The 16,152-nt window shown below is 71.3% G+C and carries 12 protein-coding genes; 3 read left to right on the top strand and 9 right to left on the bottom strand.

Translation table 11 applies throughout. The features are described 5' to 3' along the window. Nucleotides 1-13: 13 nt before the first annotated feature. Nucleotides 14-994 (bottom strand): chlorophyllase, encoded by a 981-nt coding sequence (locus tag O3597_RS01950; protein ID WP_164447712.1) that lies wholly within the window; start codon nt 992-994, stop codon nt 14-16. 171 nt (nt 995-1,165) lie between these two features. Here O3597_RS01950 and O3597_RS01955 point away from each other — a divergent pair, with 171 nt between their 5' ends. Further along, a complete protein-coding gene (locus O3597_RS01955; protein WP_281603101.1) occupies nt 1,166-1,333 on the top strand; it encodes a hypothetical protein in 168 nt (55 codons plus the stop codon). A gap of 11 nt (nt 1,334-1,344) precedes the next feature. Here O3597_RS01955 and O3597_RS01960 read toward each other — a convergent pair whose 3' ends face one another. Both O3597_RS01960 and pta read right to left on the bottom strand, forming a co-directional pair. After that, nucleotides 1,345-2,463 carry an acetate kinase gene (locus tag O3597_RS01960; RefSeq protein WP_164447711.1) on the bottom strand — a complete coding sequence of 373 codons (1,119 nt, stop codon included), beginning with the start codon at nt 2,461-2,463 and terminating at the stop codon, nt 1,345-1,347. Then, entirely contained in the window at nt 2,460-4,544 is a 2,085-nt protein-coding gene (gene pta, locus O3597_RS01965) for a phosphate acetyltransferase (RefSeq protein WP_281603102.1), read from the bottom strand. The genes O3597_RS01960 and pta overlap by 4 nt, the downstream gene beginning before the upstream one ends. Before the next feature lie 393 nt (nt 4,545-4,937). Here pta and O3597_RS01970 point away from each other — a divergent pair, with 393 nt between their 5' ends. Both O3597_RS01970 and O3597_RS01975 read left to right on the top strand, forming a co-directional pair. Beyond that, a complete protein-coding gene (locus tag O3597_RS01970) occupies nt 4,938-5,867 on the top strand; it encodes a hypothetical protein (protein ID WP_281603103.1) in 930 nt (309 codons plus the stop codon). Then, nucleotides 5,860-8,043, top strand: coding sequence for a glycosyltransferase (locus O3597_RS01975; protein WP_281603104.1), 2,184 nt, complete (start codon nt 5,860-5,862; stop codon nt 8,041-8,043). The genes O3597_RS01970 and O3597_RS01975 overlap by 8 nt, the downstream gene beginning before the upstream one ends. 51 nt (nt 8,044-8,094) lie before the next feature. Here the strand turns inward: O3597_RS01975 and O3597_RS01980 are convergent, their stop codons facing one another. The 6 genes from O3597_RS01980 to O3597_RS02005 all read right to left on the bottom strand — a co-directional run bounded on the left by O3597_RS01980 (nt 8,095) and on the right by O3597_RS02005 (nt 16,092). Next, nucleotides 8,095-9,084: a glycoside hydrolase family 6 protein gene (locus O3597_RS01980; protein WP_281603105.1), complete on the bottom strand. Its 990-nt coding sequence runs from the start codon at nt 9,082-9,084 to the stop codon at nt 8,095-8,097. A 98-nt stretch (nt 9,085-9,182) separates the two neighbouring features. Next, a complete protein-coding gene (locus O3597_RS01985) occupies nt 9,183-9,362 on the bottom strand; it encodes a DUF6104 family protein (RefSeq protein WP_164447706.1) in 180 nt (59 codons plus the stop codon). 87 nt (nt 9,363-9,449) lie between these two features. After that, nucleotides 9,450-13,277 (bottom strand): multifunctional oxoglutarate decarboxylase/oxoglutarate dehydrogenase thiamine pyrophosphate-binding subunit/dihydrolipoyllysine-residue succinyltransferase subunit, encoded by a 3,828-nt coding sequence (locus O3597_RS01990; RefSeq protein ID WP_281603106.1) that lies wholly within the window; start codon nt 13,275-13,277, stop codon nt 9,450-9,452. A 271-nt stretch (nt 13,278-13,548) separates the two neighbouring features. Beyond that, nucleotides 13,549-14,364, bottom strand: a complete 816-nt coding sequence (locus O3597_RS01995) for an ABC transporter permease (protein WP_164447704.1) — start codon at nt 14,362-14,364, stop codon at nt 13,549-13,551. Then, on the bottom strand, nt 14,361-15,296 hold the full coding sequence (locus tag O3597_RS02000; protein WP_164447703.1) for an ATP-binding cassette domain-containing protein: 936 nt from the start codon (nt 15,294-15,296) through the stop codon (nt 14,361-14,363). Before O3597_RS02000 ends, O3597_RS01995 begins: the two co-directional genes overlap by 4 nt. Nucleotides 15,297-15,444: 148 nt before the next feature. Next, nucleotides 15,445-16,092, bottom strand: a complete 648-nt coding sequence (locus tag O3597_RS02005; protein WP_281604450.1) for a hypothetical protein — start codon at nt 16,090-16,092, stop codon at nt 15,445-15,447. Nucleotides 16,093-16,152: the final 60 nt, after the last annotated feature.

A 16,152-nucleotide genomic window follows, 5' to 3' on the forward strand; every position in this document is an offset into this window, starting at 1 on the left:
TTCCTCGGGCCGCCTACAGGTGGTCGTCGAGGGTGGCGATGCCGTCGCGGGAGGCGGCGGTGGGGATGCGCTTTCTGGCTTCGGCGTCGCCGTAGAGCGTCCAGCGCAGGAACTCGGTGGTGGTGTCGGCGACCACCCGCAGCGCGGCGCCCTCACCGCGCAGCAGGGCGCGGCCGTGGTCGCCGTTGGGCAGGCTCAGCATCGCCTTCGGCCACGGCACCTTGTCGTACACGGCCTTGCCGGCGGCGTACCGCACGACCTCGTCGGCCTCGCCGTGCACGAACATCTGAGGGGCGGCGGCACCGGCGAAGGCGGTGCCCACCCCCAGGGCGGTACCGGCGAAGACGACTCCGGCGGCCAGCCGCTCGTCACGACCGGCGGTGAACAGCCCGATGGTGGTCACCGCACCCGCCGAGTGACCCGCGGCGGCCACCCGGTCGGTGGCCAGCCGCCCGCGTAGCGGGTCACCGTCGCGGGCGTCGAGGGCGAGCACCCGGGTCAGCGCGTACGACACGTCGGCCGGCTGGTTGAGCACGTCGAGCACGTTGTTCTCGCCGCCACCGCGGGAGGTCTTCGGAAAGGTCGGCGCGGCAACCACGAATCCCGCCGAGGCCCACCGGGTCAGCAGCGACTCGTAGTCGTCGGGACGGCCACCCAGGCCGTGGCTGAACATGATGACCGGGAACTTCCCGTCTGCCGCCTCGGCACCGTTGGCCGGCCGCCCACCGGCCCGGCCGGCCGCCGGGTACCAGACCGTCACCGGTAGCGGTCGGTCGCCGTCGCGGTTCAGCTTCAGCTGCCGTACGCCGAGTGCGAAGGTGTCTGCCGGGGCGCGGCCGGCGGGAACCGCCGGTGCCGAGGGCGCGGCAGAGGCGGTGGGCTGAGGTGTGGGCGCGCCCGCCCCCTCGGTGGGCTCACGGTCGGTGGAACACCCGACCAGAGCGCTGGCGAGGAGGCTGGTGGCGACCAGAACGGAGGCGACACGACGCGACATGGCTCCGATTGTGCCCGCCCCGATCTCCGACACCGCCGTTCCGGTCGCGCCGATCTTGCACTTCTGGTCGGATGAATGTCGGTTTTGCTGATGATTGTCGAGACGGAAAGTGCAAGATCGCGGGTGGTCCGGGGCACGGAGGGCTGGATCGGTTTCGCTAAGGTTCCCGGCATGGCTGAGAACTACACCGACCCGAGCGGCAACACCGAGGCGTTCCGCGCCTTCGCCAACCCGGAGGCCGCTCCGGCGGAGGCGGCGTCGCGTACCGGTCTGATCATCGGCGCGGCCGTGATCGCCACGGTGCTGCTCGCCCTCGCCACCTGGCTCGCCTTCGGCTGACCGGTCGGGCGTCAGCTGCGGGCCGTGACCACGGCCCGGGCGGCGCGGGCGATCTCCCGCTCCTCGTCGGTGCCGATGACGCACACGGCGACCTCCGCGCCGTCCGGCGAGATGAACCGGTCGCCGCTGCCCTCGTTGCGGTCCGGGTCGACCGTGATGCCGAGCCGGTCGAGCCCGGCCAGCGCCGCCGTGCGTACCGGTGCCGCGTGCTCGCCGACCCCGGCGGTGAAGGTGACCGCGTCCACCCGGCCGAGCAACGCGTAGTACGCCCCCACGTAGCCGGTGATCCGGCGGCAGTAGACGTCGAAGGCGAGCGTCGCGGCCTCGTCGCCGGCCGCCCGGCGGGCGAGCAGCTCGCGCATGTCGTTGACCCCACTGAGCCCGAGCAGGCCGCTGCGGTGGTTGAGCAGGTCGTCGATCTCGTCGACGCCCAGGCCGCCCTCGCGGCGCAGGTGGAACACGATCGTGGGATCGAGGTCGCCACTGCGGGTACCCATCACCAGGCCCTCCAACGGCGACATGCCCATCGAGGTGGCGACGCTTCGTCCGCCGGCCACCGCGCACGCGCTGGCGCCGTTGCCCAGGTGCAACGTGACCGTGTTGATCTCCTCGTACGGCCGGTCCAGCAGCTCCGCCGTGCGTCGGGACACGTACGCGTGGGAGGTTCCGTGGAAGCCGTACCGCCGGATCGAGTACCGCTGCGCGACCTCGCGGTCGATGGCGTAGGTGGCGGCGGAGTCGGGCAGCGTGTGGTGGAACGCGGTGTCGAACACGGCGACCTGCGGTACCTCCGGCAGGGCCTGACGGGCCACCTCGATGCCGGCGAGGTTCGCCGGGTTGTGCAGGGGAGCCAGTGGCACCAGGTCGGTGATGGCGGCCAGTACCGCGTCGTCGACGAGCGTCGGTGCGGTGAACCGCCGGCCGCCGTGCACCACCCGGTGCCCCACCACGGCGAGGCCGGTCAGGTCCAGGCCGTCCAGGATCTGCCGGATCGCGCCGGTGTGGTCGCTCGGACCGCCGCCGGGCTCGCCGATCCGTTCCACGGTGCCCCGGTCCAGTACGCGGTCGCCGTCGTACAGCCGGTACTTGACCGACGACGACCCGCTGTTGAGCACCAGCACCTTGCTCACCGGGGCACCTCGGCGAGCGCGGCGGCCTGGATGGCGGTGATCGCCACGGTGTTGACGATGTCCGGCACGGTGGCCCCCCGGGAGAGATCGTTCACCGGCCGGCGCAGGCCCTGCATTACCGGCCCGACGGCCACCGCCCCGGCCGAGCGCTGCACCGCCTTGTACGTGTTGTTGCCGGTGTTCAGGTCGGGAAAGATGAAGACCGTCGCGCGGCCGGCGACCGCGCTGCCCGGCAGCTTGGTGGCCGCCACGGCCGGGTCGATGGCCGCGTCGTACTGGATCGGACCCTCGACGGCCAGTTCGGGTCGGCGTCGCCGGACCAACTCGGTGGCCGCCGCGACCTTCTCCACGTCCTCGCCCGCGCCCGAGGCGCCGGTGGAGTACGACAGCATCGCCACCCGGGGCTCGATGCCGAACCGCGCCGCCGTGTCCGCCGAGGAGATGGCGATGTCGGCGAGCTGGGCGGCGTCCGGATCACGGTTGACCGCGCAGTCGCCGTAGACCAGCACCCGGTCGGCGAGCAGCATGAAGAAGACGCTCGAGGCGACGGAGACCTCCGGCGTGGTCTTGACGATCTCGAAGGCCGGCCGGATGGTCGCCGCCGTGGTGTGCGTGGCGCCGGAGACCATGCCGTCGGCGTGGCCCGCCCACACCATCATGGTGCCGAAGTAGTTCGGCTGGGCGACGATGTCGTGCGCCAGTTCGGCGGTGACGCCCCGGTGCGCGCGCAGCTTCGCGTACGCCTCGGCGAACTCGTCGCGCCATGGGCTGCTCGCCGGGTCCACCACCCGGGCCTCGCCGATGTCCAACCCGAGCTCCCGGGCCCGCCGGGCAACCTCGTCCGACCGCCCGAGCAGGGTCAGGTCGGCGACTCCCCGGCGCAACAGGATCTCGGCGGCGCGCAGGATCCGTTCCTCGGTGCCCTCCGGCAGTACCAGATGTCGCCGTCCGGCCCGGGCGCGGTCGATCAGGTCGTACTCGAACATCAACGGAGTGACCCGAGCGGACCGGCTGACCCGGAGTCGGCCGGCCAGCTCGACGGTGTCCACGTGCGCCTCGAAGGCGCCCAGCGCGGCCTCCACCTTCCGGGGGTTCCCGGTGCTGGGCCGGCCCTCGATCCGGCTCGACGCGGCCACCGTGTGATAGCTGTCGCTGGTTACCGAGAGCACCGCGAGTCGGGCGTTCAGTGCCTCCACCAGACGCATCGCCCGAGGGTCGGGCGGCACCCCGAGGGTGAGCACCAACCCGGCGAGCGACACCTGCCCGGCCACGTGCGCGGCGCTCGCCGCCACCAGCAGATCGTCCCGGTCACCGGGCATGATCAGCAGTGCGCCCTCGGTCAGGTGTTCCAGCAGGGTCGGCACGTGCGCCGCACCGACGACGTAGTCGAGCACGTCACGGGCGAGCGCGGTCTCGTCTCCGGCCAGCAGCGTGGCACCCAACGCGCCCGCCACCTCCGCCACCGTCGGTGCGGACACGCTCGGCACCTCCGGGATGGCGTACGCGGGGACCGGCAACGGGGGCAGCGACATCGCCCCCGGAACCCGGTTGGCCAGCACCGCGAGCACGGTCGCGCCGAGGTCCGCGAGGTCGTGGTAGGCGCCTCGGGCGGCCGCGGCGATCGCCGACGGCTGCTGTCCGTAGCCGTCGACCACCGGTACCACGACGCTGCCGAACTCGGTGGCCAGCCGGGCGTTGAAGGCCAGCTCGCGAGGGCCGGCGGTGTCACCGGCGGTGGCGAAGTCACTGCCCACCACGACCATCGCCGCGAACCGCCGCTCCACCTCCCGGTAACGCTCGACGATCCGGGAGATCAGTTCCTCCCGACGACCGTCGGCGACCAGGGCGGTGGCCTCGGCGTACGTGGTGCCGTTCAGCTCCGCCACCGGTAGGCCCACCCGGTAACGCTCGCTGAGCAGGGTGAGGATCGGGTCGGGGCGATCCTGCGCGACCAGCGGCCGGAACACGCCGATCCCGCCGACCTGTCGGGACAGCAGCTCGGCGAGGCCGAGGGCGATCGTCGACTTCCCCCCGCCCGAGCCGACACTGGTCAGGTAAACGCTCCGGGCCACGGCACTCACGCTACAAGATCAGGGTGGTTCTCGCGTGGGTCCTCGGACCCGCCCACCCGGGCCGTCCGGTGACCGCCCGTCCGACGAGCGCACGGCTGGCCTCCGGCTCGGCCAGGAAGATCTTTATTTCGACCCGACCGCCCAGGGGCGGACGCCGGACCATCCGGTCGGTACGACCGCCGGCACGAGCGCCGCCGGTACGTTCGACCTGCTCGCGGCCGGTTTCGACGAGCCCGGGGAGCCGGGTCGACGCAACCGGCCGCCCACCGGCGGAGGTGATGCTCACCCTCTGCGAGTCGACGCTCACGCCGGCTCGGGTGCTCGTGCGGTGAACTGGGATGTCCGTCCCACCGCCGGGCTCCCGGAGGAAGCCGAGGATTGTTCACTCCTAGACTCCCGGCCATGACTGCGGACCCTCTGACCAGCGCCGATACGGCCAACGGCGGATGGGGCGTCGAGCGACCCACAGCCGCCGAACCGGCCGCGACGCCAGGGCCCGCGGAGCCGCCGACGATGGCACCGCCCGCCGTGGCAGTGGCCTCGACAGCGGTGCGGCCGGCCGCACCGGAAGCGCCTGCGGCGGTACAGCCGGTCGTGCTGGATGCCCCGACCCTCGTGCAGCCGGTCGTGCTGGAGTCGCCGACGGTCACGCAACGGGTGGTGGACGCACCCACGGTGGAGCAGCCGTCGGTACTGGACGCGGCCACGGTGGTGCAGCCGTCGGTACTGGACGCGGCCACGGTGGTGCAGCCGTCGGTACTGGACGCGGCCACGGTGGTGCAGCCGGCCGTGCTGGACGCGGCCACGGTGGTGCTGCCGGGAGACAGCCCCACCACCGTGATGGCCGCCGTACCCCAGTCGCCGCCGGTCTTCGTGGACCCGAGCGGCCGGCGCCGGCGCCGCTTGCGCTGGATCGGGTACGCCCTGGGTCTGGTGGGTCTGCTCTACACCGGCCTGGTCGTGGCGAGCTTCGCGGGCGGCCCGGTGAACGCCGACAGGGTGCTGCCCTTCGTGGAGCCGACCCGCCGGCCCTGGCAACCGCCACCGGCCCCGTCGATCCCCGCCGCGGAGGCGCCGCCGAGCACGGCCGCCTCCCGTACCACGGGCGGTGGTGCGCCGCGCCCGCAGGCCACCCCGACCCGGGCAGCCAGGACGACAAGCATCCCGGCACCACCCAGCCGTGTCTCGTCGTCGCCACCGGCGTCACCGCGACCCTCCCGGTCGACCACACCGGCGGCCACTCCCAGCGTCGAGCCGTCCACCACGGCACCGGCGTCGCCGAGCGTCGACCCGTCGGATGGTGCCGACGAAGCCGCCCCGGCCGATGACTGAGTTGCCGGCGCGCCGGTCCCGCCGGGCGGTGCGAGGTCGGCGGGTCGTGCCACCGCCGAGCTGGACCCTTCTCGGCGTACTCTGCGCGGTGCTCGCCGCCGTGCTGCTCGTCGGCGCGTACGCCAACGCGTCCTTCGCGCCGGATCGTCAGGCCAGCAACGACGGGCAGCGTGCGGTGCCGACGGCGGTGGTCGCCGGTGGTCCGATCATCAGCAGCACCGGTGGGCTGACCCGGTCGTACCGACTGCCCCCGCGCACCGTCGCGCTCACCTTCGACGACGGTCCCGACCCGGTCTGGACCCGCGAGGTGCTGCGGGTGCTGGCCGCCCATCAGGTGCCGGCGACCTTCTTCGTGGTCGGTTCGCAGGTGGCCCGCCACCCGGAGCTGGTTCGGGAACTGGCCGCCGACGGCCACGAGATCGGTGTGCACACCTTCACGCACCCGGACCTGGCCGTCCTGCCCGACTGGCGACGCCGGATGGAGTACACCCAGACCCAGTTGGCCATCGCCAGCGCGGCCGGCGTCCGTACCTCGCTGATCCGGTTCCCGTACTCCTCCTACGCCCAGGCCATCAACGATCTGGACTGGCCGGTGTTCGCCCAGGCCGGCGAGCTGGGTTACCTCAACGTGCTCAACGACACCGACAGCCGGGACTGGGCGCTGCCCGGCGTCGACCAGATCGTCACCAACGCCACGCCGCCCGGATACTCGGGCGCGATCACACTCTGGCACGACGCGGGCGGCGAACGGGCGCAGACCGTCGCCGCGCTCGACCGGTTCATCCCGCTGCTGAAGGAGCGCGGCTACCGCTTCGTCACCGTCACCGGTGGCCTGAACCTCGCGCTCGCCGAGGCCGGCGTGGACCACCGGGTCGACGCCGGTCAGCCGGCCAGCACCGGGGAACGCTGGCGCGGCCGGATGCTCATCTGGGGGGTGCAGGGCGCGGACCGGACGCTGGGCTGGCTCGGGTTCATCTTCCTGGCGGTGGGCGCGCTGACGGTGGCTCGTACCGTCCTGCTGCTGGTGCTCGCCGGCCGGCACGCCCGGCGACGCCGCGCCCCCGACTGGGCCTGGGGGCCGCCGGTGACCGAGCCGGTCTCGGTGATCGTGCCCGCGTACAACGAGAAGGAGGGGATCGCCGCGGCCGTCCGCTCGCTGGCCGGTGGCGACCATCCGGGCGGCATCGAGGTGATCGTCGTCGACGACGGTTCCACCGACGGCACGGCGGCGATCGTCGAGGCGCTGCGGCTGCCGAACGTCCGGGTCGTCCGCAAGGCCAACGGCGGCAAGCCGAGCGCGCTGAACACCGGGGTCGCGCTGGCCCGGCACGAACTGATCGTAATGGTCGACGGGGACACCGTGTTCGAGCACGACTCGGTGCGACGGCTCGTCCAACCCTTCGCGGATCCGCAGGTCGGCGCGGTGGCCGGCAACGTCAAGGTGGGCAACCGGGACAGCCTGATCGCCAAGTGGCAGCACATCGAGTACGTCATCGGCTTCAACCTCGACCGCCGGCTGTACGAGACGTTGCGCTGCATGTCCACCGTGCCCGGGGCCATCGGCGCCTTCCGCCGGCAGGCGCTGCGCTACGCCGGTGGCCTGACCGACGACACGCTGGCCGAGGACACCGACGTCACCATGGCGCTCGGCCGTGCCGGCTGGAAGGTGGTCTACGAGGAGACGGCCCGGGCGTGGACGGAGGCCCCGGCGACGCTGGGGCAGTTGTGGAAGCAGCGGTACCGGTGGAGCTACGGCACCATGCAGGCGATGTGGAAACATCGGCGTTCGCTTGTCGACCGTGGCGCCTCCGGCCGATTCACCCGTCGCTGCCTGTTGTTCCTGAGCCTGTTCGGGGTGCTGCTGCCGCTGCTGGCACCGGTGATCGACCTCCTCGCGCTCTACGGCCTGTTCTTCCTCGACCGGACCGCGACGGCGGTGGCCTGGCTGGTCATGCTCGCCTTGCAGACGCTGACCGCCGTGGTCGCGTTCCGCCTCGATCGGGAGAAGCTGAGCGTGCTGTGGGTGCTGCCGTTGCAGCAGTTCGTCTACCGCCAGCTGATGTACCTGGTGATGATCCAGTCGGTCACGACCGCCCTCACCGGCGGCCGCCTAGGCTGGCAAAAACTCCGCCGCACCGGCCTGCCCCCCACCCCAACCCCCACCAGCTCTCATTGATCATGAGGTTAGCGGGGCATTTTGTCCGTTTCGCCGCCGCTAACCTCATGATCAACGGGGTTGTCCGGGGTGGGCGAGTGAGATGGCGTAGGTGGGCCAGAACTGGCCGGCGGGGGGTTCGCCGGGACGGCAGTCGCCGTCGGACTCGCCGGGGAACTTGATCCAGAGCAGGGCGTCCACCCGGGACAGGCCTGGGTCGGCGGTGGGTTCCTCGCCGATCGCCCGGCCCGGCGGATTGCACCAGCTCGGCGCACCGCCGACGCGTTCGGCCGGGTAGGGGCCGTTGCCGTTACGGCTGGTGTCGATGACGAACGTGGTGTCACCGCCGAGCGCGTCGGAGATCCGGTGGCCGTAGCTGACGTTGTCCGTGGTGCGGACGAAGTTCGCCACGTTGAGTGCGAACCCGTCGGCCTGGTCCACGCCGGCTTGGCGCAGTGCCGCCGCCAACGCCTCGACGTCGCGGATCCACCCCGGATGCCCGGCATCGAGGTAGATCCGGGCGGTGCCGGTGCTGGCGAGCACGGTGACCGCGTCGCGCAGCAGGGCGAGCCGGCCGGCGGCGTCCCGGACGCAGCCGGCCACCGCGTCGGGCAGCGCACCCGGTTCGAGAACGACGATCACCGGACGGCCGGCGACACCGGCCGCGACATCGCGGATCCACGCCTGGTACTCCGCGCCGGTACGGGCGCCCCCCTCGCCCTGCCGGCCGCAGTCGCGTTGCGGCACGTTGTGCAACACCAGCACGGGTGTCTGGCCCGCGATCGCGGCCTGACCCAGGAACGCGTCGACCTCGTCGCGGGCCGGACCACCGGTGAGCCACTTCGCGCTCGGTCGGCTGCCGATCGTGCGCAGCGTCTCCGCTGCGGCCGTGTCACCCCGGGCCGCGCGTTGTTGCGCCTCCACCTCGGCCGGATTGGCCGGGTCGAGATAGAACACCGAGGGCAGGGGTGGCGCGGAGCCGACCGGGTCGGTCACCCGAGGCGGTGCGGGCTGGTCGGCACAACCAGCCAGCAGCAACGCCAGGGCGAACCCGGTCGCCACGACCCTCCGTCGGCACCCCGGGGCGCCGGTCGGCCTCGACAGCGGTCGACGCCACGACCGGGCGCGTCGGCCGTCCGGCCCGATGGCTGGCACGGTGATCAGTCGTCGTCTTCGTCGTCGAGCCGGGCCAGCCAGGTGGCGAACCGTTCGATCGGGGTCTCGAACTCCGGGTTCAGGTCGACGAAGTCACGCAGCCGCGCGCCCAGCCACTCCAGGCTGACCTGCTCGTCGCCGCGCCGCTCGACCAGTTCCTCGATGCCCCGGTCGGTGAAGTACATGGGTCTGCTCGCTTCCTCACCGGAGCCCCGGTGAAGCCGTCCGGTCCCGTCCCACCCTGGGGCGGGACGGGACCGGGTCAGTTCTCGTCAGGGGCGGGGAAGTGCCGCCTCGATCAGCGCGGTCTGCTCGACCTCGTGCATCTTCGCCGACCCGACTGCCGGCGCCGCGGCGGCCGGACGGGAGATGCGGCGAAGCCGAACATCGTCGAGGTGCTCCAGCAGGTTGAGCGCGACGAACGACCAGGCGCCCTGGTTGGCCGGCTCCTCCTGCACCCAGGCGAAGTCCTCCGCGTTCGGGTACTGGGCGAGCGCGGCCCGGATCTCCTCCACCGGCATCGGGTAGAGCTGCTCCAGCCGGATGATCGCCGTGTTGCTGATGCCGCGCTCCTGCCGGGCCTGGAACAGGTCGTAGTAGACCTTGCCCGAGCAGAGCAGCACCCGCTTGACCCGCTCGGCGTTGCCGGCCGCCGGGTCGGCCAGCACCGGGGAGAAGCCGCCGGTGGTGAAGTCCTCCACCGAGGAGACGCAGAGCTTGTGCCGCAACAGCGACTTCGGCGTGAACACCACGAGCGGCTTGCGCTTGGGCGACAACGCCTGCCGGCGCAGCAGGTGGAAGTAGTTCGCCGGCGTCGTCGGGTTCGCCACCCGCATGTTGTCCTCGGCGCAGAGCTGGAGGAAGCGCTCCGGGCGGCCGGAGGTGTGGTCCGGTCCCTGACCCTCGTGGCCGTGCGGCAACAGCAGGGTCACGGCGGAACGCTGGCCCCACTTCACCTCGCCCGAGGAGATGAACTCGTCGATCACGGACTGGGCACCGTTGACGAAGTCACCGAACTGCGCCTCCCAGCAGACCAGCGCCTCCAGGTTCTCCACCGAGTAGCCGTACTCGAAGCCCATCGCGGCGTACTCGCTCAACAGCGAGTCGTGCACGAAGAACCGGGACCGCTCGCCGTCGGCGGTGAGCGACTGCAGTGGCAGGTAGTCGTCGCCGGTCTCCGCGTCGACGATCGAGGCGTGCCGCTGCACGAAGGTGCCGCGACGCGAGTCCTGCCCGGCGAGCCGGACGGTGACCCCGTCGTGCAGTAGCGCACCGAAGGCGATGATCTCGCCGAAACCCCAGTCGATGTTGCCTTCGACGGCCATCCGGGCCCGCCGGTCGAGCAGCTGCCGGATCCGCTTGTGCGGGGTGAAACCGTCGGGCAGGTTGACGTGCGCCTCACCGATGGCCTTGATGACCGAAGCCTCGGTCGCCGTCTCCACCTGCGGCTCGGGCTCGTCCTGCCGGGGTGGGCGGCTCAGCTGACGTGGCGTGCTGGCCGCGTCGCGGGTGGCCTTGAAGACCCGCTCCAACTGCGCCTGGTAGTCGCGCAGCAGTTCCTCGGCGTCTTCCACGGTGATGTCACCCCGCCCGATCAGCTCCTCGGTGTAGAGCTTGCGGACCGAGCGCTTCGAGTCGATGATCCGGTACATCTGGGGGTTGGACATCGAGGGGTCGTCGCCCTCGTTGTGCCCGCGCCGCCGGTAGCAGACCAGGTCGATGACGACGTCCTTGTTGAATGCCTGGCGGTACTCGAAGGCGAGCCGGGCCACCCGGACGACGGCCTCCGGGTCGTCACCGTTGACGTGGAAGATCGGGGCCTGGATCATCCGGGCCACGTCGGTGCTGTAGAGGCTGGAGCGGCTGTACTCCGGCGCGGTGGTGAAACCGACCTGGTTGTTGACCACCACGTGGACCGTCCCGCCGGTGCGGTAACCGCGCAACTGGGAGAGGTTCAGCGTCTCGGCCACCACGCCCTGGCCGGCGAAGGCCGCGTCGCCGTGCACCGCCAGCGGCAGCACGGTGTAGCCCTCCAGCTTGAGGTCGATGCGGTCCTGCTTGGCCCGGACGATCCCCTCCAGCACCGGGTCGACGGCCTCCAGGTGCGACGGGTTCGCCACCACCGACACCTTGACGGCGTGGTCGCCGTCGGGAGTGGTGAACTTGCCGTTCTGGCCCAGGTGGTACTTCACGTCGCCCGAGCCCTGGGTGGAGCGTGGGTCCAGGTGTCCCTCGAACTCGGAGAAGATCTTCTCGTACGGCTTACCGACGATGTTGGCCAGCACGTTGAGTCGACCCCGGTGGGCCATGCCGATGACGACCTCGTCCAGCCCGCCCTCGGCGGCGTTCTCCAGCACCTCACCGAGCAGCGGGATGAGCGACTCGCCACCCTCCAGCGAGAAGCGCTTCTGGCCGACGTACTTGGTCTGCAGGAACGTCTCGAAGGCCTCGGCCGCGTTGAGCCGGTTGAGCACGTGCTTCTGCTCGCCGGCCGGCGGCTTCTCGTACTTGCGCTCGACCCGCTCCTGGATCCAGCGGCGCTCGGCCGGGTCCTGGATGTGCATGTACTCGATGCCGACCCGGCGGCAGTACGAGTCGCGCAGGACCCCCAGGATCTCCCGCAGCTTCATCCGCTGCCGGCCGGCGAAGCCGTTCACCGGGAAGGTGCGGTCCAGGTCCCACAGGGTCAGCCCGTGCTGGAGGACATCCAGATCCGGGTGCTTACGGATCTTGAACTCCAGCGGGTCGGTGTCGGCCATCAGGTGACCGCGCACCCGGTAGGAGTGGATCAGCTCGTGGACCCGGGCGGTCTTGTTGATCTGCCCCTCGCTGTCGACCGCGACGTCGCGCATCCAGCGCACCGGCTCGTAGGGGATCCGCAGCGAGGTGAAGATCTGGTCGTAGAAGCCGTGCTCGCCGAGCATCAGCTCGTGCATGACCTTGAGGAACTCGCCGGACTGCGCGCCCTGGATGATCCGGTGGTCGTACGTGCTGGTCAGCGTGATGACCTTGCTGACCGCCAGCTCGGCCAGGGTGGCCTCGCTCATGCCCTGGTACGGCGCCGGGTACTCCATGGCGCCGACTCCGATGATCGCGCTCTGGCCCTGCATGAGTCGCGGCATCGAGTGCACGGTGCCGATGCCGCCGGGGTTGGTGAGCGAGATGGTGGTGCCGGAGTAGTCCTCCATGGTCAGCTCGTTGCGGCGGGCGCGCCGGACGACGTCCTCGTACGCCTGCCAGAACTGCCGGAAGTCCATCTGCTCGCAGGCCTTGATGGAGGGAACCACCAGGTTGCGGCTGCCGTCGGGCTTGGTCAGGTCGATGGCGATGCCCAGGTTGACGTGCTCGGGGCGGACCATCACCGGCTTGCCGTCGACCTCGGCGAAGGAGTTGTTCATCTCGGGGTGGGCGACGAGCGCCCGCACCAGGGCGTAGCCGATCAGGTGGGTGAAGCTGACCTTGCCGCCGCGTCCCCGGGCGAGGTGATTGTTGATCACGATGCGGTTGTCGACCAGGAGCTTGGCCGGCACGGCTCGGACGCTCGTCGCGGTCGGTACGGCCAACGACGCGTCCATGTTCTGGACGATCTTGGCGGCCACTCCGCGCAGCGGCGTGGTCTGTGGCCCGCCGGTGGTGGGCGCGGTCCGGGTGGGCTGACTCTTCGTCGGCTCGGCCTTGGCGGCGGCGGGCTTGGCAGCGGCGGGCTTCGCGGTGGTCGACTTGGACGCGGCGGACGCCGGCTTCGAGGTCTCCGCCGCCGCGCGGCGGTCGCCCTTGGCTGCCGGCTCGGCCTTGCCCGTCGGCTCGGCCTTGCCCGTCGGCTCGGCCTTGCCCGTCGGCTCGGCCTTGGCCGCCGGTTCGCTCTTGGTGGCCGTCTCGGTCCTGGCCGGGGTCGCGTCCTTGGCGGCGGTGGTGGCCGGCCGCCCGTCACCGGTGCCCGCTGTGTTCTGACCGGGCCGGTAGTCGGCGAAGAAGTCGTGCCAGGCCGGGTCGACGCTGCGGGGATCGGCGAGGTAGCGCTGGTACATCTCCTCGACGATCCACTCGTTCGGGCCGAAACCCGCCAGTGGGTTCTCCTGCGAAGTCTGCTGGGTCGACACGGCCGGTAATCGCCTCTTTCACGCGGGTTTGTGTGTCACGCGGTGCCCGATGCGCCGGGACGGGCGCACAGGACGGTTCCAGGCTACGCCGTAGCCGACTCCGGGGCATTTCCGCCTCCGTCCCGTGGTCGGATTCACAGAAGATGCCAGAAGTTCGGTTAGCGCTGCGTATTCCCTTGATCGCTGCTAAGGCCGACGGGCCCGGTGCGCCGGCTGTCCACCGGTGCACCGGACCCGTCGGGACGGGGCGACCGGGTCGGCCGCCCGGGTGTCAGGAGATGTCGCGGCGCCGGGTGATGAGGATCCCGGCCACGCCGCTGACCACGGCGTAGCCCACCAGTACGAGTGCGCCGACCCACCACACCGGCAACATCTCGTTCTCGCCCGGCGTGATCATGACCTGGGAGGCGGCGGCCGGCCAGAGCACCTGCCACTTGATCACGGCCATGTTGTCCAGCAAGTTGGCCAACAGCAGGAAGAGCAGCCCCACCACCTGGGTGCCGATCAGGTAGAGCACCGAGGCGGTGATCACCGCGCCCAACTGGTTGGTGATCAGCGTGCCGATGCCCACGCCGAGCACCGTCCAGATCGCGTACGCCATCAGGTTGAGCAGCAGGGCCCGCTGGACCTCCCACTCGCCGAGCTGGGTGCCGTAGTCGTTGAGGGACAGGAACGTCGCACCGGCGGCGAGATCGATGATCGTGGTCACCAGCCAGAACGCGAAGCCGAGCAGGCTGGCCGCGACGAGCTTGCTGACGATCACCGAGGTGCGTCGCGGGGTGGCCAGGAACGTCGTGGTCGCGGTCTGGTGGAAGAACTCGTTGGTGACCATGAGGATGCCGATGAGCATCACGAACATCAGCCCCAGGTACTGCCCCGAGGTGTAGAGGTTCGCCGCCTGGGCCGGTGCGGAGGCGGCGTCGCCGGTGTAGCCGAACTCCTCGCCACCGCCGCTGAGCGTCTCGGTGGCCAGCCACGCGTTGAAGGCGAAGGCCAGGGCGATCGACAGGAACGCCCCGATGGCCAACCACCACCAGGTGCTGGTCGTACGGATCTTGAGTAGTTCGGAGCGGACAAGGTTGCTCATCGGATGCCCGCCTTTCCGGCCGTCAGTTCCAGGAACACGCGTTCCAGGTCGGGTCGTTCAGTGGTCAGCTCGTGCAGTTCCACCCCGGCAGTCAGAGCCGTCCGACCCACCGTCGGCGCGTCGACCCCGCCGATCAGCAGGGCACCCTGTCCGTCGTTCTCCACCGTGGCCGGCCCGCCCTTCAGCGCGGCGGTCAGCGCGTCGGCCTGTGGGGTGCGGACCCGCACCCGGACGCCCTGCGCCATCGACCCGATCACCTGCTCCACCGGACCCTGCCGGACCAGCTGTCCGGCCGCGATGATCACCACGTCGTCGGCCAGCAACTGCATCTCGGAGAGCAGGTGGCTGGAGACGAGCACGGTGCGGCCCTCGGCGGCCAGGCCCTTGAGGAACCCGCGCATCCACCGGATGCCCTCCGGGTCCAGGCCGTTGGCCGGCTCGTCGAGGATCAGCACCCGGGGGTCGCCGAGCATCGCCGCGGCGATGCCGAGCCGCTGCTTCATGCCCAACGAGTAACCCTTGAACTTGCGCTTGGCCGCAGGGGTCAGCCCGACCAGCTCCAACGCCTGGTCGGCCCGCTCCCGCGGCAGCCCGGCGGCCGCGCAGATCACTCGCAGGTGGTTGATGCCGGTGCGCCCCTTGTGCGCGCTGGACGCCTCCAGGACCGCGCCGACGTGCCGCAGCGGGTCGGCCAGGTCGGGGTAGCGCCGACCGCCGATGGTGGCCGTGCCGGCGGTCGGGGTGACCAGGTTCAGCAGCATCCGCAGGGTGGTGGTCTTACCCGCACCGTTCGGGCCGAGGAAGCCGGTGACCCGACCCGGTTCGACCGTGAACGACAGGTTGTTGACCGCGACCACGTTGCGGTACCGCTTGGTCAGACCGGAAACCACGATCTGGGCGTCGTTGGTGGGGCTTGGTCGCCCGTCGGTCATCGTTCTCCTCCCGTGTGGCGCCGGGGTGCGCCGTTGCACAGCGTGACGTTAATGGTCAAGTAATTCAATCGGGCTCGTTCGGGAAATCGTGGTCCGTCTCAGGCAGGAGACGTCTCATCCCCAGGTACGAGCCGATCGACCACCGTGTCTACACGGCGATCCAGGTCGCCCGGGCGTGACCGAGCGGGTGGCCGTCCGGGGCGTACAGGCTGGTGTGCACGAACGCCTTGCGGCCCTCGGTGCCGATCACCGCACCGGTCACCACGCACTCGTCGTCGGGGCGGGGCAACGCCTCGATCCGGGCCGCGATCCGGCCCAGCACGTACGGCCGGCCGGCACCGATCACCGCCCAGCCGCCGGGGCAGTCCAGGGCGGCCCAGACCGTGGCGGGGACGACCTGCCGGGGTGCCCGAACCGGCGCGGCCGTCCGGCCGTCCGGCAGCCGACCCGGAAAGATCCGCAGACCGTCGGTGCGCTGCGGACCACAGACGTAGCAGCCGGGGAACGGGTGCTCCACCAGCCCCGGGTACGCCGCCGACGCGGCCCGGGCGGACGCCAGGTCCACCGGGGGGACGGCCTCGCCGAGGTCGCCTGCCGGGCGCAGCTGCGCGATGACCTCGCCGGCCGGGTCGCGCACCTGTGCGTCGACAAGGGTCAGCGGGGTGTCCAGCGGCGGCGGTCGGCGCAGGGTCACCTCGACCGGACCGTGCCCGCCGTACGCGGTGGCGAAGACCCCGGCGCTCCAGCCGCCGTTGCCCGAGCCCGGTGGTCCGTTGAAGCGTCCCTCGATGATCATCAAGCCCTCCGCCCGCCCGGCCTCGTCGCCGACACCGGCAGCCTCGCACGTCGTCGCCGA

It is taken from the genome of Verrucosispora sp. WMMA2044, from assembly GCF_027497155.1.
Lineage (GTDB): Bacteria > Actinomycetota > Actinomycetes > Mycobacteriales > Micromonosporaceae > Micromonospora > Micromonospora palythoicola.